Origin of the sequence: Planctobacterium marinum (assembly GCF_020687805.1) — a bacterium.
Lineage (GTDB): Bacteria > Pseudomonadota > Gammaproteobacteria > Enterobacterales > Alteromonadaceae > Planctobacterium > Planctobacterium marinum.
In genome coordinates, this window is record NZ_JAJEWQ010000003.1 from 50,285 (window position 1) to 71,346 (window position 21,062).

Annotated in this window: 15 protein-coding genes and 2 pseudogenes; 5 read left to right on the top strand and 12 right to left on the bottom strand. The window is 44.6% G+C overall.

The genetic code is table 11. The annotated features are described in order from the left end of the window. Window positions 1–33 precede the first annotated feature (33 nt). Window positions 34–1,224 carry a glycoside hydrolase family 26 protein gene (locus LJ740_RS09975; RefSeq protein ID WP_229528952.1) on the bottom strand — a complete coding sequence of 397 codons (1,191 nt, stop codon included), beginning with the start codon at window positions 1,222–1,224 and terminating at the stop codon, window positions 34–36. 178 nt (window positions 1,225–1,402) lie between these two features. On the opposite strand from LJ740_RS09975, the gene LJ740_RS09980 reads away from it, so the two are divergent. Further along, window positions 1,403–3,019: a glycoside hydrolase family 43 protein gene (locus LJ740_RS09980; protein ID WP_229528953.1), complete on the top strand. Its 1,617-nt coding sequence runs from the start codon at window positions 1,403–1,405 to the stop codon at window positions 3,017–3,019. 68 nt (window positions 3,020–3,087) lie between these two features. Here the strand turns inward: LJ740_RS09980 and xylA are convergent, their stop codons facing one another. Further along, complete coding sequence (gene xylA, locus LJ740_RS09985; protein ID WP_229528954.1) at window positions 3,088–4,407, bottom strand: xylose isomerase; 1,320 nt, start codon at window positions 4,405–4,407, stop codon at window positions 3,088–3,090. A gap of 117 nt (window positions 4,408–4,524) precedes the next feature. After that, entirely contained in the window at window positions 4,525–5,979 is a 1,455-nt protein-coding gene (xylB, locus tag LJ740_RS09990; protein ID WP_229528955.1) for a xylulokinase, read from the bottom strand. 241 nt (window positions 5,980–6,220) lie between these two features. Here xylB and LJ740_RS09995 point away from each other — a divergent pair, with 241 nt between their 5' ends. Next, window positions 6,221–7,414, top strand: coding sequence for a XylR family transcriptional regulator (locus LJ740_RS09995; RefSeq protein WP_229528956.1), 1,194 nt, complete (start codon window positions 6,221–6,223; stop codon window positions 7,412–7,414). A gap of 116 nt (window positions 7,415–7,530) precedes the next feature. Here the strand turns inward: LJ740_RS09995 and LJ740_RS10000 are convergent, their stop codons facing one another. Next, window positions 7,531–8,262, bottom strand: a complete 732-nt coding sequence (locus tag LJ740_RS10000; RefSeq protein WP_229528957.1) for a 4'-phosphopantetheinyl transferase family protein — start codon at window positions 8,260–8,262, stop codon at window positions 7,531–7,533. Between the two features lie 216 nt (window positions 8,263–8,478). On the opposite strand from LJ740_RS10000, the gene LJ740_RS10005 reads away from it, so the two are divergent. Continuing rightward, window positions 8,479–8,691 carry a hypothetical protein gene (locus LJ740_RS10005; protein ID WP_229528958.1) on the top strand — a complete coding sequence of 71 codons (213 nt, stop codon included), beginning with the start codon at window positions 8,479–8,481 and terminating at the stop codon, window positions 8,689–8,691. A gap of 26 nt (window positions 8,692–8,717) precedes the next feature. On the opposite strand, the gene LJ740_RS10010 is transcribed toward LJ740_RS10005, so the two are convergent. Then, on the bottom strand, window positions 8,718–10,379 hold the full coding sequence (locus LJ740_RS10010; protein WP_229528959.1) for a response regulator: 1,662 nt from the start codon (window positions 10,377–10,379) through the stop codon (window positions 8,718–8,720). Between the two features lie 247 nt (window positions 10,380–10,626). On the opposite strand from LJ740_RS10010, the gene LJ740_RS10015 reads away from it, so the two are divergent. Beyond that, complete coding sequence (locus LJ740_RS10015; protein ID WP_229528960.1) at window positions 10,627–11,391, top strand: substrate-binding periplasmic protein; 765 nt, start codon at window positions 10,627–10,629, stop codon at window positions 11,389–11,391. A gap of 143 nt (window positions 11,392–11,534) precedes the next feature. Beyond that, window positions 11,535–12,836, top strand: coding sequence for an amidohydrolase family protein (locus tag LJ740_RS10020; protein ID WP_229528961.1), 1,302 nt, complete (start codon window positions 11,535–11,537; stop codon window positions 12,834–12,836). Window positions 12,837–13,082: 246 nt separating this feature from the next. On the opposite strand, the pseudogene LJ740_RS10025 reads toward LJ740_RS10020, so the two are convergent. The 7 genes and pseudogenes from LJ740_RS10025 to LJ740_RS10060 all read right to left on the bottom strand — a co-directional run. Further along, window positions 13,083–13,298, bottom strand: a pseudogene (locus tag LJ740_RS10025) (transposase domain-containing protein); the annotation flags it as partial. 271 nt (window positions 13,299–13,569) lie between these two features. After that, entirely contained in the window at window positions 13,570–13,998 is a 429-nt protein-coding gene (locus LJ740_RS10030; RefSeq protein ID WP_229528962.1) for a hypothetical protein, read from the bottom strand. Window positions 13,999–14,148: 150 nt separating this feature from the next. Further along, a pseudogene (locus LJ740_RS10040) lies at window positions 14,149–17,150 on the bottom strand (diguanylate cyclase). Window positions 17,151–17,337: 187 nt separating this feature from the next. Further along, the gene (locus tag LJ740_RS23290; RefSeq protein ID WP_229528965.1) at window positions 17,338–17,925 is read right to left on the bottom strand and encodes a DUF6436 domain-containing protein; all 588 of its coding nucleotides are present in this window, start codon (window positions 17,923–17,925) and stop codon (window positions 17,338–17,340) included. A 2-nt stretch (window positions 17,926–17,927) separates the two neighbouring features. Next, on the bottom strand, window positions 17,928–19,427 hold the full coding sequence (locus LJ740_RS10050; protein ID WP_229528966.1) for a methyl-accepting chemotaxis protein: 1,500 nt from the start codon (window positions 19,425–19,427) through the stop codon (window positions 17,928–17,930). Next, complete coding sequence (locus LJ740_RS10055) at window positions 19,424–20,527, bottom strand: threonine aldolase family protein (RefSeq protein WP_229528967.1); 1,104 nt, start codon at window positions 20,525–20,527, stop codon at window positions 19,424–19,426. The genes LJ740_RS10050 and LJ740_RS10055 overlap by 4 nt, the downstream gene beginning before the upstream one ends. Before the next feature lie 177 nt (window positions 20,528–20,704). Beyond that, complete coding sequence (locus tag LJ740_RS10060) at window positions 20,705–21,004, bottom strand: antibiotic biosynthesis monooxygenase family protein (RefSeq protein ID WP_229528968.1); 300 nt, start codon at window positions 21,002–21,004, stop codon at window positions 20,705–20,707. Window positions 21,005–21,062: the final 58 nt, after the last annotated feature.

A 21,062-nucleotide genomic window follows, 5' to 3' on the forward strand; every position in this document is an offset into this window, starting at 1 on the left:
TTTATCCTTTGCGTAAGCCCACTATCAGCGGCATTAGTAAGCACCGGTTTGGATCCACAGCGCGTCATTGTTAACCTGCTCTAACCACTGAGCTTTGATAAAGGGATGGCCTTGTACTCTGCTGTCACCCCAATTACCTTCCGGGCACTGGGGATCAGGGGGGCTGGTATCAGGCGCACAATACCAGCGGGACTGACTTTCCCAATGGGTATTGATGTAAGCTACAGCGCGAATTACATCCCGGTTGTCATATATAAAATCAAAAAAGCGTTGATACCAGTCCTGCCAAATCTGTTCCGCGGGTAAAGGAGTTTGGGTATTTAATGCGATAAAACTCTGAGTTTGTTTTTCTGTGCGGTATGACTGTGGCGCGGCTTCAGAAATCATCAAGGGGATCTGTTTCGCGCGGGCAAAATCCACATATAACTGTTGCGCCTCAACCGGATGAATTGTCAGCTCAAAGTTAAAACGGCTGTCATCGCGATAAAATGAGGAGATACTGATCCAGTCCACTACATCATCACCCGGGTACCATTTTGCGATGTGCTGTGGATCGTTGTGATCATACAAATGGGTACGGTCACCCGCAAATTGCGGTGCTGGCCAGGCAGCCGACTGCCATACCATGGCAACATTATCAGCCGCTTTCATTGCTTGCGCGATATGACGAAAGGCCGCTTTATAGGTTTCTGGCTCATAACAATTCCACATGCCGTCGAATTCATACCCGGCCCGCAACAGCACTTTTCGGGGCGCAATGGATTGCAGATAGTTCACCAGGGTTTGCAGTGACTTATCATAATGACCGGCAGCGATATTGGCGCTGTGATCCTCGTCATTGCAATCATCAAACGCCAGCCCTATGGCCAAAACGGCATCGGGAGCAGCCTGCAAGGTATCCCCAAAATTAACATCACCTGAGTTCCAGTTTCCGGTGGAGAAAACCCCGTGAAGTGTTTGCTTAGGGTCCGGTGATTTAAGCATGGTGTAGAGTGTCACGCCTTCCAGATTATCTTGTGGCACGGCACGCTGATAGTCGGCAATGGTTTCGCTGTCCTGACCTATGATCATCAGGGTTTTACCCTCTGGCGGTGTAAACTTGCCCGTGATGATGGGCTTAGCCGGGTCCGATGTTGCTGACGCAGGTTCGCCGGAGCAACCGCCCGAAACCAGCATTAAACAGGACAATATTAAGATACAATGGGTTTTTGGAAACCATTTCATACTGCGTACTCATTTGTTGTGTTTTTGTTGTTTTAACCCGAACTGTCGACACTATCCAGTGGCAATTCGCGGATAATTAAAAATGGTTATAGTATTGATTAATATGATAATTGAGAGGCGGCGCCAAATTACCCACTCTTCCGGAAACCCTTTTATCTGAAAGAGAACATTGCAGAGCATGACAGTGATTAACAATCCCATTTTACCCGGTTTTCACCCGGACCCTTCGATACTGAGAGTCAAAGACGACTATTATATTGCCACATCCACATTTGAATGGTATCCGGGCGTGTGCATCTACCATTCTAACGATTTAGTTAACTGGCAACTGGTGGCATTACCCCTGAACCGCTTGTCGCAACTGGACATGCGAGGTAACCCGGACTCCTGTGGTGTCTGGGCGCCCTGCCTGAGCTATAAAAACGGCCTGTTTTATCTGGCATTCACCGATGTAAAGCGCTTTGCCGGTGATTTCAAGGACACCCACAATTACCTGGTGACCAGCCCCTCCATCTGTGGCGAATGGTCTGAACCGGTATATTTGAATTCCAGCGGGTTTGATCCGTCGTTTTTCCATGACGACGACGGCAAAAGCTATTATCTGAATATGCTATGGAACCACCTGCCGGCTGCGGGTCGCAATAACTTTTCTCCCGCTAAATATTTCGGCGGTATTGTGATGCAGGAATTCAATACGCACACCCAGCAACTGACCGGTGAATCAAAGTTAATCTATTCCGGTTCACCCATTGGCCTGTCAGAAGGACCACATCTCTACAAACGCGATGGCTATTATTATTGCTGTGTCGCCGAGGGTGGCACCGGTATCCATCACGCCTCCACCTTCGCCCGCAGTAAAAAACTCTGGGGGCCATATGAAACCGATCCGCAAGGCCCGATGGTAACCAGCCATTATGCGCCACAAGCGTCACTCAAACGCGCCGGACATGGCGATTTAGTCGAGTCAGCGTCCGGAGACTGGTACTTTGTGCATTTGTGTAGTCGTCCATTGCCCTATCGGGGTCGTTCAGTTATGGGCAGAGAAACCGCAATCCAGCCGGTGCGATGGTCAGAGGATGGCTGGCCAAGATTAACAAGTGGTGGCCAGCACCCCGACAAGCAGGTGACTGTCGCCAGTTCTGCAAAACCCCGGACTCATCGTGATCAACGCATCGAGTTTAATGGCGCGCCATTACCTCTTAATCTGCAGTCACTACGCTATCCCTTGCCAGAAAACGTAGCAACACAAGCCGAGCGACAGGGCTATCTGCGTCTGTACGGCAAAGAGTCCCTGGGCTCCTGGTTTGAACAAAGCTTATTAGCCAGAAGACAGCAGGCTTTTTGTTTTAGTGCGCAAACGCAATTGGATTTTGCCCCTTCGTCTAAACAGCACATGGCGGGTCTGGTGTGTTACTACAACAGCAAGAAATACTTTTATCTGCATATAACCCACGACGAAAAGCTGGGCCGGGTGTTGGACGTTGCAATGTGCTGCAACAACTGGCACAGCCAGTATCCACTGGCGTCGCCAATTCAATTACCAGAATCCGGTGAAGTTACCCTAAAAGCCGATGTGGTCTACGACCGCCTGGTTTTCAGCTATGCTACCGGTGATAAATTCACCGAGCTGCCACTGGAACTGGACTACAGCGTGCTGTGTGACGAAGTGGGTGACGGTGGCGCAGACGCCAACTTTACCGGTGCCTTTGTAGGGATAGGTTGTCAGGATCTGGACAATCAAACCCGGTACGCCGATTTTGCCTGGTTTGATTACAAGGAGCACCCGCCTGCATAGCTGGTGCCAACCGCAAAAAGCCTGTCGATGACAGGCTTTTTTATGGGTTTCAAGGGTGACGGAAATTGTCAGGGGTATAAAACGCCGTTGACATGGTTTTCCAGCAACTCCTGCTGACCACTTTGATGTTTTGGCTCAAGGGCTTTATCCGCTACCAATTTTCGCAAAGCGGCAATGGATTGATTACCCGACATGATTTGTTTCCCTAAATCACCGCTCCAGCCCGCATAACGACGGGAAACAGCCTGTGCCAGAAAGTCGCTCTCGATCATTACCGCCGCCTTTTTCAGTGCGATCGCAATGGTATCCATGCCACCGATATGACCATAAAACAAATCATTCGGATCGGTGCTTTGTCGACGCAACTTGGTATCAAACATCATTCCACCTGTGGTAAAGCCGCCGGATTTTAGGATCTCATACATGATCAGCGTCATTTCTTCCACACTGTTGGGAAATTGATCCGTGTCCCAGCCCAACTGAGGGTCGCCACGGTTGGCATCAATACTGCCAAACAAACCCAGCGAAAACGCTGTTGCAATTTCATGCTGAAAAGAATGGCCGGCCAGGGTCGCATGGTTTGCTTCGATATTCACCTTGAATTCTTTTTCCAGGCCAAATTGCTTGAGAAAGCCATATACAGTCGCCGTATCATAATCATACTGATGTTTGGTAGGCTCCTGAGGTTTTGGCTCTATTAACAAAGTACCTTTAAAGCCAATCTTTTCCTTGTGTTCTACCACCATCTGCATAAACCGGCCCAACTGCTCCCGCTCCTGACGTAAGTCGGTATTGAGTAGCGTTTCGTATCCTTCCCGGCCTCCCCAAAGAACATAGTTCGCCCCGCCTAAACGATGGGTGGCCTCCATAGCATTGCACACCTGACCGGCGGCATAAGCAAAAATCTCAGGGTCAGGGTTTGATGCAGCGCCTGCTGCAAAGCGCGGATTACTGAAGACATTGGCTGTACCCCACAGGAGTTTCAGGCCCGTTTCTTCTTGTTTTTGCGCCAGTACCTCTGTCATTTCCGCAAAATTGCGTTGATATTCAGCAAAGCTGTCGCCTTCCGGACTTACGTCAATATCGTGAAAGGTATAATAATTAACGCCTAATTTTTTAAAAAACTCGAAAGCGACATCAGCTTTTTGTCTGGCTCGCTGCATTGGCTCTCCTGCCTGTAGCCAGGGTCGACCAAAGGTTCCCTGGCCAAACACATCGGCACCATCCCAGCAGAAGTTGTGCCAGTAGCATGCCGCAAACCGCAAATGCTCGGCCATGGTTTTACCCAGAACCACTTCATTTGCGTCATAGTGCTTATAGGCTAATGGGTTGCTACTCTGTGGACCTTCGTACTTGATAGCATCCACATTTTCAAAATACTGCGACATGACTTTTCCTCTTTTTATCTCGCGTTTTCGTCCTTGGATAATGGAAGTAAAGCGACACGGCCTCAATTACGATTTTTCCATTCCTGTTTGAGCTTTTTGGGTAGCAAGCAGAGTGAATCAAAATAAGTCTTTAACCCTGTGATAAATCTGCTGATAGCGAATAAAGCGCTCAGCAAACAATTGACTGCGGGCCGCATCGGGTTGATGGGTTGCAACCAGTGGCGGAACCGGGCAGATTTGGCGAATATCGGTGCCGGGTTTATGCCCTAACAACGCCAGTCTCGCGGCGCCAAGCGCGGGGCCAACTTCGCCACCACTGCGACATTCCAGCGTCAGGTTTAACACGTCTGACAGCATTTGCCGCCAGTACCCACTTTTACTACCACCGCCAATCAGGGTAATGGAACCGGGTTTCTGCGTCGCCTGATGCAGCGCCTGTGCCCCTTCTTTTAACGCAAAACTCACACCCTCCAGAACTGCGTAAAGCAAATGTGTGCGATGAGTTTCATGGGTTAGTCCAAAGAACATGCCTCGGGCATTGGGATCGTTATGTGGAGTGCGCTCGCCCGATAAATAGGGAATAAAAACAGGACACTGCTCTGTATTGATTTCGCTGTTTTCTAACTCTGCCAGCAGGGTATCCAGAGGGGCTTTGGCAATGGCATCGGCAAACCACTGCAAACAACTGGCCGCGCTCAGTACTACCGACATTAAGTGCCAGGTATCAGGTAAAGCGTGACAAAAACTGTGCACCGCTGAATCAGGATTGCTGGTAAAGCGCTCGCTCACCGCAAAATAAACGCCTGACGTTCCCAACGACAACATGGCCTGGCCGCTGTGAATTACCCCAACGCCGATAGCGCCTGCGGCATTGTCTCCGGCACCCGCCACCACCGGCACCGACTTCATTCCCCATTGTTGCGCAACGTCATCAGACAAATATCCGGTTATTTCCGACCCTTCAAACAAGGCTGGCATGTGATTTTTATTCAGCCCACAAGCTCTTAGCATTTCGGGCGCCCAGTCCCGTTTAGCCACATCCAGCCAGGCGGTTCCGGCCGCATCAGACATATCAGTTGCAAAATCACCACACATTCGGAAGCGCAAATAATCTTTGGGTAACAGAATCTTGTCGATGCGGGTAAAGTTTGCCGGTTCGTTTTGCATCAACCACAATACTTTCGGCGCAGTAAACCCTGGCATAACGATATTACCGGTTATTGCTCGGGCTTCAGTGATTTCTTGTTCAATCTGGCGGCACTGCTCAGCACAACGTCCATCGTTCCACAAGATTGCAGGCCGAATAACACTCCCCGCACTATCCAGAAACGTAGCGCCATGCATTTGCCCTGACAAGCCGATAGCGGCAACCCCGGAAAGATCACCTGCACCAGCCAGTTGCTGCATACAATCCTGCAATGCCCGCCACCAGGCTTCCGGGTCTTGTTCTGACCACAGCGGCCTGGGACGACTCACCGTCAACTCGCTGCTGGCAGTTGCGGCTATCTCGCCATCGCCGGTCATCAAAATCACTTTGATACCGGAAGTACCTAAATCTATGCCTATATACATTCGCCTTCGACCATCTTTTTAACTAGCAATATTTGTTCACATAGTGACGAGCAGAACGGCGCCCGACAATTACGAAATTTCATAAAAGGATTGTTAATTATTTGTAAAGAATTACAATGCAAGCCAACTACAATAAGGCCTGCATCAAAAAAGCAAAAAACATAATACAAAGAAAAGATAATATACAAAGAAAAGAAAGTTTCGTGAGTCCGGCCCAGAAGATTGTTAGAGCGAGGTAGATATGTTTGATACCAGACACAGTATTACATTGTTATTTAATGCCAATAAAGTTTACGACCGGCAGGTGATTGAAGGTATCGGGCACTATCTACAATCATCCAAAGTAGACTGGGACATTTACCTAGAAGAAGACTTTCTCTGTCGCCTTGAAAACATCCAGGACTGGGCGGGTGATGGCATCATTGCTGACTTCGACGATATTGATATTCAACGGGCTCTGGAACATAGCGATATTCCCGTAGTGGGGGTTGGCGGTTCATACCAAAATCCGGAGGATTACCCCAAAACCCCTTATATCGCTACCGACAATTATGCCATTGTTAAAGCAGCATTCGAGCATTTACGCCACCGAGGCCTGGAGCGCTTCGCCTATTACGGTGTACCCACTGATCAGCACCATCGCTGGGCCAATGAACGGGAATTAGCAATCCGTCAAATCACCAAAGAAGAAGGCTACGAATTGCAGTGCTACCGCGGTCATACTACCCACCCGGAAACCTGGCAATATTCCATGAACCGGCTAACCGACTGGATTCAAAGCCTGCCAACTCCCATTGGTATCGTGGCAGTAACCGACTCGCGGGCCAGACACGTTTTGCAGGCCTGTGATCACCTGGGTATTGAAGTGCCGGACCGTATTTCTGTGATTGGGATTGATGATGATGATATCGCCCGGCACCTGAGCCGCATCAGTTTAAGCTCAGTGACTCAGGGCTGTTTCGAAATGGGTTACCGGGCAGCAAAATTGTTGCACAAACGCCTGAACAATATCGACGTACGTGGCAAAAAAATCATGATCCCACCGGTGGGCGTTGCCAGTCGTCAATCCACAGATTTTAAGTCGTTAAAAGATGCGAATGTAATTCAGGCCATGCATTTTATTCGCCAGTACGCCACAAAGGGCATAAAGGTCGAACAGGTAACCGATTATGTGGGTATCTCACGCTCTAATCTGGAAAATCGCTTTCAGGCAGAGCGCGGCCACAGTATTCACACCGAAATTCACAATGAAAAACTCACCAGAGCCTGCAAGATGCTGGAGGAAACCAGTGTATCCCCGGCTGAAATTGCCAATATTTGCGGTTACCCTTCTTTGCAGTATATGTACGCGGTATTCAAGAAACACTTTAACCAGACACCCAAAAGTTACCGGGAATCCGTTATTAACAGTCAGAAACGGGTGGCCAATTTTTGAGTGTGTAACAAACCGAGTTCAGGTATTCACCAGGATTATCAACCCCGGCGATCACCTGAATAGGCAACGCCAGTGATTGGCGACTACATGGCAAATGCGAACATAATGCAGTGCAGTTAAGCGGCTTGCAGCAAACACCAACTGTACAGCAGTGACGCCTGAACACGGAAATGTACCGCAATCTTTGTGCCTACCCCGTAGCCCGCTGCCAGCGACTCTGTCACTTCAAATTGCAAGAGTTCCCGGTCAGCTTCGATGCCTGTCAGGTTCACCGCACTAAAATCAAAAAAGCGACGCACACTGGGATACAGGGCTTTGTAAATTGCCTCCTTTGCAGAAAAAACCGCGGTAAACAGGACATTGTCCGCCAAAGCGCTGAATTGACGCATCAGCAGGGACTCCTGCTGATTGACAATAGAAATGCGGATTTCCTCAACGGTTTTTACCGCCATGATGTTTTCTACATCAACTCCCACTCCCTGAAAAAGGGTATCCGGAGCAGTGATACAACAGGCGACCGCATCAGCGTGACTGATTGACCCCACCACGCCTTTTGGCCATTGTGGACAACGCATTTCATCGTTAACAATGTCAAACCCCCGCACGCCCATTAAAGCCAGGTTATGCCCGGCCAGAATGCGGCCTGCCAGAAACTCTGATTGCCTTTTTGTCACCGAGCGACGGATATCTTCAGGGAAATATATCTCATGAGAGTGAAACAACTGCTCGCTAAACTCACCTTGCCCGAACCTGGCTCCTATCCCTGTTACCCCCTGGGGTAATATTGCGGGAAATGGCTGTGGCCTCAGAAAGTCAGTGGTCGGCAGGGTGATGTGCGGGGAATTCATTGTATCCTTGCAGAATCAGATGATGTGCTCAACAGGCAAATTGTCGATTGCACAAATTGTTTATTGCATAGTTAGCGCGCATTTATAGCAATTTTTTACCGATAAGAACAATTTTCAGTTTCTTGGCGGGTTACAAACTTTTAATGTTTACTATTTGACCAAAATAAGTTTTTGGTTTATTTTTTACCCCAACTCTGTTTTCGGTAGAGGCGAAGTATGTCTTCTTTTATTGTGAGTTATGAACTAAATTCAGAACAAAGCGACTGCACCGAATTGCACAATCGCATCAAATCTTATATTGCCTATTACCATTGCCTGAACTGTACCTGGATCATCAAGTCAGAATTTAGCGTCGAACAAATTCGCGAACACCTGCTGGCGGCACTGCATAAAAACGACCGATTGCTGGTGGCTAAGATTCAGGCATAGGGGCGATGCCGGGCTCAGGCTTCCATTTACTGTAAACTGGTAGAGAGTAAATCCAGTTCATTGATCTCACCAATTTGCTGCCGATAATAACTAAATTCTTTTTGCTGCTCGTTATCCAGGTCAGATTTTCTCAGTAAGATAATTGCATTGTTGATCGTGCGTTTTTCATCATTATTCAGGGTTTCCCGCTCACTCATAGACATGCCCACTTTCATGATATTCATTGCCAACGCGGTATTCTTCGGCGACAAACGAAATGCCTGAGACAGCATCGCAATGGCCTGATTGTACTTTTCCTGGCTGTGGTAGGAAGCCGCCATCGCAGTTAACTCTTTGGGGGTAAAATGGATACTGCTGCGTTCATCAGTTTCCTGCTCAATATATTTGTTGAGGATCTGACCTGAGAAGGAATCGTTTTCCACCAACACCTCCGATTCTGCCAACAAACGCAGGCAACCCTCTCTGTCTCCGGCTTCATGCCTGGCTTTGATCAAATCAAAATTCAAATCCAGGTTGTTCGACTCTTCCGGCTCGATGTTTTCCAGCACTTTTTCAGCTTTGCGTTTGTCTCCCTGAGCGCACAAAATTCTGGCATTAATAACGTCTATCGCGACTTTTAACAGACGATATAACTTCGGATTGGTGCTCAGTTGCGTAAGCTGCTTTTGCGCCTTGTGCAACCAACTATTGCATTCATCATCCTTAAGACTGTTGGCTAAATCAATGTAGGAACGGATCACGTTGAGTGTCAGTTCCGGTGAATCATGAATGCTGTTTTTGGCATACTTTGCCATATTGATGGTGGCTTCCAGTTGCCCTACTCTGTCGTGATTTAGCCTGGCTAAATCCCAACTGCGCTTGTTGCGCTCAATGTTTCTGGGCGCCAGTTTTGCCGCTTCAATAATTTCGGTATAAGCCTGTTCATAGTCGCCTTTTTCCACATAATGTTGCGCCAGCAAATCGTGAATCGCACAGCGGCTGTCCTCCCGGAGTTTGAGCTTATCCACCAACTCCTGTGCCTGCTGATACTTTTCCTGTTTTAGCAAGCTTCTGGCAAGACCAATATAAACCCAGTTGTATTTATATTTAGCGAGCACCGCATTGAAATGCTTTTCCGCGTCGGCGTACTCCGACAGAGCAAACAGGCAGTTGCCTTTAATACGATGCAATCTGGGATGAAACTCTTTTAGCTCACTCAGCGCCAACAGCCGATCTGAATAATAAATGGCTCTGGAATAGTCCATTTGATCGGCAAAATACAGTGGCCTATGCAGCTTTTCTTTGACGCTCAATAAAAAATCCAGGCGTCTGTTAACACTTTTAATATCGAAGGGCTTCAACCAAAAATCATCGGGCTGCATTTCTACTACACTGTGCACCAAACCTTTTTCGGTATCTGCGCTTAAAAACACCACTATGGTCTGGTTGGTTACATAGCCTTTAAACTTTAGCTCTTCCAGCAGGTGAAATCCGTCTTTATCGCGACTCAGGTTGAACGACACAAACACTAAATCAAAAGGCTCAGTGCGAAATGCCGACAAGGCCTCAAACGCATTCGAACACAGCACCACACTTCTGACACCGGCCTGCAACAACACAGACTTGAGCGAATCTCGAATAATAGCTTGCTGATCAATCACGATGGCGCTGGCTTCGTTGATTGATTTAGGCGCGGGGATTTCAAACATCTAATAAACCCTGAAATTGGTGCCAATTAGCGAACATGAGTGAACTTAAGCGATAAAGGCCTGACACCAAACTTCACAAATATTGCCTTTATCTACCCCGATATTAAAACAAAACCACGGCCTGCAAACAGCCTGTTTATTTCTGATTTATTTCTACCATTAACAAGACAAAGATGTTGTCCCGATCTTGAGAAAAATGTTTTCCTTAACTAAAATTTTAGCTACTCAGTAGCTCGAGATGATGTGTATGCGGCAACGGCTGCCTCTACTTTTATGCTTCATATTTTCCTTGTGCTCACAGGCAGAAACGCTGCGCTTTGCCACAGATTCCTGGTGCCCTTACATCTGTGATCCTCAGTCACCACGACCTGGCATTTTGGTGGAAGCCACCAGTGAAATTTTGCTCTCCACCCGGTATCAGCCTGAATATATCCGTATCAACTGGGCGCAATCAATCAAACAGGTACGCAGTGGCCAACTGGATGCACTGATGGGCACCTATATCTCTGATGCGCCGGATTTCATCTTTGGCAACACGGCCTTTATGCAGTCGCAGATGTGTTTTTTTGTGCCACAAACTGATACCTGGCAATACCGCAATCTGCTCGATTTGGACAACCGCCGAATCGCCATCATGAATGGCTACAGCTATGGCGCACTCATGGACAGTTACATTCTCAACAATGAAAACAGTGGCGAGCAGAACATTATGCGGGTCAGCGGTGATGAAGACCTAAAACGACGCTTAACCCTGCTAAATCGCGGCCGTATCAACACCATTATTGAAGACAAACGGGTGTTTTCATACTTCGTTTCCCAATCAGGGCTTGGCTCGCAATTTAACACAGCCGGATGCCTGAAACCGGAAGCGGTACACATTGGGTTTTCCCCCAACCTTGAAAGCTCGTTGCAGCAAGCCGCAATACTGGAAGAAGGTATCAAACAACTGGAAAAAAGCGGCCGTCTGGAGCAAATCATTCAGTCGTATCTCACAGTACATCAGGCATTTTAGTCATCTTTGTGGGTAGGCTTCGCTTTCTTTGCAATACCAGGCTGCCGTTTTGGCCAGCCTGCATGAGTTTACATCTGCTGATTTGTCTATAACATGCCCACTGAAATTAACATTACATGCGCAGTAACAGCAGAGGAACATTGATGAATCTTCAGGCCAACAAAAACAGGGAATATCTCAGAACAACACTGCTTTTTATCAGCATTTTGGTTTTGACCTTTTCAGGCATTGCCAGTGCCAAAGATCTCGATAAAACCCTGTTGTTAAACCTCAATATCGTAGATGTTGAAAACTCAGTATTGCTAAAAAAGCACTCGGTATTAATTGCCGGTGACAAAATACTTGCCATAAGTGACGACCCTAAAGAATTCGCACAGCAAGCCACAACCACCATTGATTTGGCGGGTTATTATGCCCTGCCAGGTTTGTTTGATATGCATGTGCATCTGGCAACCTCCCCGTCCTCTTACGACAATATTGAAGACGTTAAAAAACGGCTGAGCTTTTTAGCAAAAAAAGGGGTAACCGGCGTAAGAGACATGGCAGGAGATGTCAGACAGCTGAGCTATTTATCCCGTCAGGCCATGCTGGATGAAATCACCGCCCCCGATATCTATTATTCCGCGTTAATTTCAGGCGAATCATTCTTCTCAGATCCCAGAACACATGCATCAGCGAAAGGACTCATTCCAGGTCAGGTGCCCTGGATGCGGCAAGTTACAGACAGCAGTGATTTTCAGGCCGTGGTGGCAGAGGCAGCCGGTACAGGTGCATCAGGTCTGAAGCTTTATGGCGACCTGACCGGAGAACAGACCCGTCAGGTAATCCGTGCGGCACAAAAAATCGGACTGCCCACCTGGGGACACGCCGCAGTTATTCCGGTAAAACCGCGAGAACTGGTCGATGCGGGTATTTCCAGTGTGTCTCATGCCAGTTTGCTTGCCTGGAGTTCCAACAATCAACAACCGACAGCAGCAACAGCACGTTATAGCGATTTTGAAATCGATTTACAAAACCCTGTGTTTAATAGTGTACTGGACGACATGGCAGCTAAAAACATCTACCTGGATGCCACCATCACCACCTTTGCAGACCACAATTCAGAATTTGTTTACAGCAATGGGATAAAAGCGGCAAAAGCCGCATTTCAGAAAGGTGTGCCCTTTGTTGTAGGGACAGACAACCGCTTAAACTACTGGGCAGACTATCCTTCGCTGATTGACGAAATGCTATTCCTGCAGTCTGAAATCGGCCTCTCTGCGATGCAAGTCATACAGGCCGCCACGCTCAATTCAGCAAAACTGTTAAACATTGATACCCAGTCAGGCTCAATTGCACCCGGTAAAAAAGCGAACTTAGTCATAGTACAAGATAACCCTGTTACCGATCTGGCAACACTGAAAAAGGTAAAAATGACCTTTAAAAACGGCAAGTTGATTGATTAAAGGGGGTTGAGACAAGTGCTCAAGATTTGTTTAAGGGATTTTGAGCTTTTGCGAATCAAATCACATGACAACATAGTGTGTTTCTACCGCTTACAGGACACCAAAAAGCGTTGTTTAACTCAACTTTTTAAAGTGGAAATAACCGTTGGAATGAGTTCCAACCGTTTTGAAAGGGTGTCTTAGAAGAGAAGTTGGTCGGTGTGAGAGGATTTGAACCTCCGACCGTGAGCGTCCGGGGAATTACGTCTAAACGGGTTTAGTTTCGTTTGGTAAGATCTCCCACGGCAGGAGATCTACCAGATCGTGACCTGAATTTCTCTTTGGTAACTCTTCAAACAGCAGATTCAGGTAGTCGAACGGTACCAGACCGTTGGCTTTGGCAGTTTCAATGATGCTGTAGAGTGTTGCACTGGCTTTGGCACCACTGGCAGTGTTGCTGAACAGCCAGTTTTTCCCACTGATTGAGGCTGTAGTTGAATGCTTCCCCCACTTTGGATTTAGGCGGCACCTGCAGTGATGACTTCTCCAGCTAGGTGTTTATCGGCAGGTGTATTTGGCCGGACGTTTTCACCCGATCTCTTATTCGGGTCATTCGAACACCTAAATTCCGTTTTTAGCAAAGCTCTTTCAGGTTAATAACCACCTTGAATGGATATCTAAAGAATGATTTAAAATGCCATGAACTACCAGTGTCTACCAACACAATATTCTCATTTCTGTAATTAGAGGGTCGCTAACCAGGCCTCATAGATTTAAGTTCGTCAAGAACTGCAATAGCCTTCAACTTATTTTTCATATGTTCGGAGTCAATTGGGTTTCGGTCGACTTTCAACGACTCTTGCATCCCTGACAAAAAATCGCTCCTGTCCTCTGGCCTTTCAGTCATACTAGTAGGTGCGACTATATGCATGCCTACTCCTGTACTTATAATTCCTTTTTCCATAAGTTTATTAGCCATCTCTCCTCTCTCCTTTTGTGAAATATCATTAACATCATACTGAGTGGCAATACTATTCATCTGGGCCATAGCATTTTTCCCATCAGAGCTTATCGTGACTTTTTCAGCTAGACTTGTTCCTGAAGTCAATGAACCGTCTTTGATATCTTTATGTTTCTCGGCTGCGTAGTTATTTTGAATTTGATTGTTACCAGTTATATTCATCTCAATTTACCTGTCTGTTGGGAGCACCCATAGCTCATTGCAAAAAACCAAGTAATGAGGCCGTTTCAAAATTCCCTTCTTTTGGATTGCTAAAAAACAATCAATACCGGAACCTCGGTTAGGCATCAGACTTTAGCCATTAAAAGATTTTTAAACAGCCGCTGTTATACTCTCAGGGTTAGCAGTGTTTGGTGGACGATAAATAACAGTGTTATTACGCCCAAGCTCTTTTGCCTTATAAAGAGCTTTGTCAGCAGCTTTAAACAAAAACTCTTGTGAGTTACGCAATTGAAATTTTGACGAGGCCACTCCAATACTAACCGTAACACGGAAATCTGTAGCAAAACGCGATAGGTCGGTAGTTTCAATAGAAGTACGTAACCGCTCGGCAAATGCAAATGCTGCATTCAAATCACTCGAGCTTAAAAGCACTATGAACTCCTCCCCCCCCAACGAGCAATTGTATCCTCATCTCTGCAATTACTTTTTAATGCATGCGCTACGCACGCCAACACTTCGTCGCCTACCGAGTGAGAAAATCGATCATTAATCATCTTAAAATTATCAATATCAAGGATTAACAGACATAGCCCTTGCGCATTTTGTTCAGCTGCTTTATCACTCAAAATAGCATCAAATGCCCTTCTGTTGAGAAGACCTGTCAACGGGTCTTCTAGAGCCATTTTTTCAAACTTTTTTGATTGTAATCTCAATTCTTCAAGTAATTTTGTTTTTTGAAATGATATTTCCTGTAACGAATCAGTTTGACGTTGTAGTTCCTTTGTTTGATATGCAACCTTCTTGTGTAACTTAGCTTTCAACTTTGTAATATTGCGCAGTCTTAAAATGTGAATGAAATATAAAAAACTGGCGGCCAATAGTGACGCAGTAATAAAGAAACTCTTCGTTTCCCAAAACTTCGGATGGATTTGAAATTCCAAGATCTGTGACGCAGAAAGTTCCTCATTTTTAAAACGACCATACTTCGCAGCGATTAAAAATCGATAATGGCCTGCTGGGAGGTTATTGTATTCTCGAAGGTTTCTATTGGTAGACCATACCCAGTCGCTATCAATTCCTTCCATAAAGGTAGCCAGGTGAATACTTTCCGGTGTAGCTAAGCCCAATCCTGAAAAATGTATTTCAACTCTTTCAGTATCAGAAGCAAGGTGGATAGGCTGTCCTAAATCCATACTTACACCATCAACGATCAATTCTTCAATTGCTACAGGTGGGCCACTTAGATTTGATATTTTCAACTTATCGGGGTCCAACTTACTCACCCCCTTTGCAGTGGCAAACCAGAGGCTTCCATCGCGTTTTTTAACTATTGGAGTACCAGCACCTCCATTTGATTGCTTGCTAATTAATCCGTCAGACTCGCCAAACAATTTATAATCTAATTTCTGTATCTTGCCATCGATATATTCCATGACCTGGCTTTCTGAAACCTGTAAAATCCCTTGGTTTCCGCTTAACCAAAAATTCCCTATAGAATCCATTTCAATACCAAAAAACTTATCAAAAGGTAGGTCAGCCTCCTGGTTTACTTGAAATATATCCTCAGTGACAGGGTTATATCTCAACAATCCTGCGTCTGTTGCAAACCAAATAAATGGCGATTCGTCATTCTCATAAAAGCCAAAAATAAAGTGCACATCGGGAAAATCAATTAACTCAAACTTTTCCAGATTTCCATTTTTCCTAATTCGGTTAATTCCAGTTGATGTGCCAATCCAAACAGTGTCATCTTTTGACTGAAACATAGAAAGAACGAAGTTTCCCGCCATTCCATCCTGGATTCTAAAATTTTCGAAGCCAGAATCAGATAAAATACTTAAGCCGTCAGAAGTTCCCACATAAACCTTATCATCTGTGGCCAGGATAGCTCTTACTTCATCCGCAGCCAGACCGTCTACCCTTTTATAACTTTTAATAAAGTTGTTGCGTCTAAGTAATGTTAGGCCCTCAGTATAAGTTCCTATCCATAACGCATCATTATTTCCTTTGGCCATACTCAGGATAGATTCATTGACAATATTTGCCTCAGAGGGAAACGGTAAAACTTCATTATCCTTAATAACATCTATTCCACCACTGGAGCCCACCAATACGTCGCCATTATCCAACTCAACCAAAGAACGAATAAAATCTGATTTGAGACCTCTTGTATTGGTAAAGGTCGAAAAAGGAGTTTGCCTCAACTTCATTAGCCCCCCATTGGTACCGACCCAAATATTGTGCTCCTTATCCTCAAAAACTGTGATGATTCTATTATTTAGAAGTGGATTCGATGTATATTTCTCGACGCCAAGCTGACTGATTCGATACAGCCCATTATTTATCGTGCCGACCCACAAAGAATGCTGGGAATCCAATAACATATACGAAACAGTCAACCCAGCCAGCTTAGGGCTCAATCGTACTAAATCATTACCTTTTAAACGGTATACACCGTCATTTGTACCAAGTAACAAGTCCTCATTGGTATCTTTCAAAATAGAAAATGTAGGCTGTGATTGCAAACCAGCCTGTTGGTAGACATCACTAACAGTCAACGTATCTGAAATATGAAATGCACTCTTAACTGTTCCTACCCAAACTCCACCACTAGAATCTCCAAGAATTGAGTAGACTGCACCTCCACTGCGTTCGGAGTCTCCCAAAAAAATATTAGAATTTCCTGACACAGATACTTTGATAGTCTCACCACTATCAAGCCCAGCCCATACATTATTGAACGAATCACAATGTAGAGCTCTGGCAAAAGGAGGGGTTTTATTGATTTTTGACCAACTATTATTCTTAAATTGGTTTACACCACCAATAATATCTGTAGCGATTAAGTTGTTTGAATTGTCACAGGTAGCTATTGCGCTAATTGCACTTGTCTTAGCAAATACATCGTTATTTTTCTTGTTGAAAACTTTAAAGTCCCGGCCATTAAACCTCGCTATTCCCTCCCATGTTGCCACCCATAAATAGCCATCACTAGTTTGACTAATCGCATTTATTGAATTATGAGGCAACCCTGACTTAGTCGTCCAAGACTCGAGATGGTAATCATTTAATGGCAATGGTTCATTGGCAAGAGACTGCTTTGTAATTATTGAAAACAGAAACATCCATGGCAATAACATCCAAAACTGCATGCTTTTAATCAACTTTTACACTCATGTTAAATAAGCCCAATTTTTACGTAGAGAATGGTTAAGCCACACTCGAGTTGTAATCAAAACCGATTACGCGTGAAAAAATTGTGAAGTTATTAGAAGGCTTACTCTCGAATCGATACCACCTGTTAATAATGCCAACTGGTGTTTTAAAAGCCTTCAAGAGTTACCATTTACAAAAGCAGCCAGATTGCTGGTAATTCATATAACGGGGGTTGAACCCATGATCAATATTATTGAGAGTAAGTTCGATAAAACTGGTCCCTTTTCCACAAAGATTCCCTCCGGAATGAGGCCCGACGTAACTTATTTGCGAAAACCCAGTTTTGTAAATTGAGACAGCAGGGGATGATGGCAATAACCTTTGTGTTTCTTTATACAAATGTTCTCCAACGATTTTAACGGAGAAATAATCCGGTAGCTCTATTCTTCTTTTGCTTTGATACTCAGGAATCAGCACAACATGGGATACATTGTTTTTTTTGAGATGCAATGATTTAATATAAGTGATTGCGTACTTTGCACAATTACAATTTAGGTTTAACCAATGAAACACATAAACCTGATCTCTTTGAGTTTTAAAGTCACCCAGAATTTCCTCTGTTAATCGTTGCCACTCACCTTCCAAATCAGGGACTTCATAACTGATATTACTTGGGTCAAAACGATTTATGTGTTTGCCAAAATAGTAGTAAAACAAAATTAGTATGCAAAGTAACCATGCAAGATAGATAAGTTGGGCGATCTTACTCACAACTAAATTGTCAATTTAAAGCCAGCCATATGCCGTTCTAAGTGTTCAACAGATAAAACCAAACTATTACTCACCTTCTCTAAGGCTAATATTTGCGCAGCCCCGTTACTTGAGACTTGATTTATCTTACCCGTAGTCTGAGCAATAGAGTTAATTTCAATTTTCTGTAAAGATAAAGATTCAGACATCTGCCCATTGATTTCTGTCAGAGACTTTATAACCTCTTGAGTAGACAAAATCGCCGACTTTACTTCTTCACCAAGAGACAAGCTATTTAATGCTTTAAGCTTGCAAGAATGAGTGCTACTAACAGCCAAGCTGCCAATTTCAAGAAGCTCTTTTAAAACCTCATGAATGTGCATTGTTGAGCCCTGTGTTTTTAAAGCTAGTGCACGAACTTCATCTGCAACTACAGCAAACCCCCTCCCCTTATCACCTGCTCTTGCTGCCTCTATTGCCGCGTTTAAAGCTAATAAATTAGTTTGATCAGCTAGCGTATCAATGACTTTTAGAATATCACTAATATTTACTCCGAAATCCGATAGCTTTCTGACTGTCTCTCCCAGATCTTCAATAAAAGTCGCCAGCTCATGCATCGAATCGATTGATGTATCCATTAGCCTCAACACTTTTATATTTTGATTATTAACGTCACCAATCTCCCTATTCACTTTGTCTGCTGAAGTCACCATCCCTTCAAAAGTCACGTTTATCTTATCCGAAACTCTTTGGATTTCTTTTGTCGCTCCACCTTGTTTTTCAATGTTTGCACTCATGATATTTACTGAGTCTAAAACCTCATTTGACGCATTCGACACAATTCGTTTTGATAGATTTACCTGATTAAGGGTCTCTTGTGTTTTATTTAAAACAGAAAAAAGAGTCCTTAATAATGGATTCGAAGAACTTACTGGTGTTTGGGTGAAGTCTAAAACCTGCTCTCCATTTACTCTTGCAAGTGTAAAAACAAGCTCCTGCTCAAATCTCGAACGATGCGAGTGATAACCGAGGATAAGGCATTCAACAACAACATAAAAAGCATGTTGAATAACTATAATCATAGAAAAGTTATCCGCTGAAAAAAGGAGTACACCTGTATTACCAAGCTGTAAAAAGAAAAACAAAAGATGATGCGTAGCTGTTACAGCGAACGCCAGAATGAATAACCTAAAATCCTTATAAGCGTAAAGAACAGCTATAATGACAAAGAATCCGAAATGAGCCTCCACCATGCCATTTAACTGCTGAACATGTAATGCCACCTGAAGCAACAAAGAGGTGGTTACAAAATAACGAGTGATCGGCTGACCTGGTTTGAAAAAGATCCCAGCCCATGCAGGGAAGTTTATTAGCAATCCCAGAACAATAGCCTCACCCCATGTAGAATTAACATTGGCATAAGCAAGACTAACCCCCCAGGCTCCACATAACACCCACCCCATCAGCTTATCTGTTTGCTGAGCCAGTGTGGTTAACTCTTTACTTTTTTCTTCCTTTTTCATCCAATTTGTCGCTCGCAACGACTCACAAGGTCATAAAAAACATCTATGACTTCGCTCTCATTCCATTCATCAAAAGCGTCTCCTATCTGAACTTCAACCCGAGTCGGTAGATACCTCCCCTGTAATACAGAATCAAATAGCCATGTTTTGTTCCGTGAGGCAATTTCCAGAGATTCAGACGCAACAACACTTTTGGGGAAAGGAAACTCAATAACAAATGCATTACCTTGAACATCTGAAATATTTAGTTTGGGCTCAAATTGTTCTTTAAGTATGGCAGCCAAACTATGTGCATTTTCGCAATACGTAGAAATTCTGGGAAAATGATGTTGTAGACCCCACAAAGCAGAAATCACATAAGGAAAAACAGTATTAATGTCCCCACCGAATCGACACTTATCTTCCCCTACACCTTCAATTAATTGTTCACTACCTGCTAATACGCCACCTCCCATTGCTCCCAGAATTTTATACAAAGAGACATATAATGAGTCCGCCAGGTTTGCGACTTCTGAGCATGTTTTATTTAATTCATAAGCTGCTTCAAATAACCTTGCCCCATCAATATGCAATGGGATTTTGGTATCGTTACAGTACGCCCGTAGCTTGAGAAGGCTCTCCCAATTTGGAAGTGCAAAGCCGGCGCGCCTGACAGGTAACTCGACAGATATAGCCCCCAACCTGGCTGGCAAAGAATAGATATCCTTTGAGTCAAAGGCTTCGTTTAATCCCCCCAAAAAATATCCTTTTAATCCCAAAAGTTCTTTATATGCAAGTTCCTCATCATTATGAATGTGCGACTGTGGATGTATGGCTATGCTATTGCATGAACTTCTATAGCACCAATATTTAAGAGCGCACAACTGACCAACCATTCCCTTATGAAAAAACATTGCTTTTTCTTTTCCAAGAATATTGGCCAGCTTTTGTTCAAGAAGTGATATAGCAGGACCATGCCCAAAACTATCTATATCCAAATCGAGCTCTTCCATATTCAAAATTCTCTCCATCCACGCACGCTGACTAAGAGGCTTATGTCTACTTAAAAACTTTCGACAGTTTTGTTTCAATGGGTGATCGAAATAGAGCTCATTTTTCATACTAGGTAATCTTTATTTAAACTAACTTCTCGATAATTTTATTTATGGTAAATTCGGCCAACCAAACACTTATTGACTTTGAGCGATGTGTGTATGGGCTGGATTGAACCATTAGATAAAAAAGTAGAAGTACTAATTGTTAGCCCGATAGTTTTCTAAGTTATTAATTGCCCCAAACTAAATAAAAGAGCAATCGTCCACCTCTGATAACACTTCAACTGACACTCTCTCAGCTATCAAATGCATATGTTCCATTTCTACCGGAGTTTCTTTGTTCCAGAACCTCAGCCAATCTTCATAGGAGCTCCATTTTGCAATGGCATACACTTCTTGCTCGTCTTCTAAAGAACGAAATAGGGTACTCCCTTTTGCTCCTTTCACGGTTTTATGGATATGGCTTGTCGTCTCCCTCCAGATTTTTGCAAACTGTGATAGGTCTGATTGAGGCAATCGCCAGCGATAGATTACAGCTACCATATAACTCCTACGGTCAGTATTAGAACTTGAATAAGTATTCTGATCCCAGAGCTGTGAA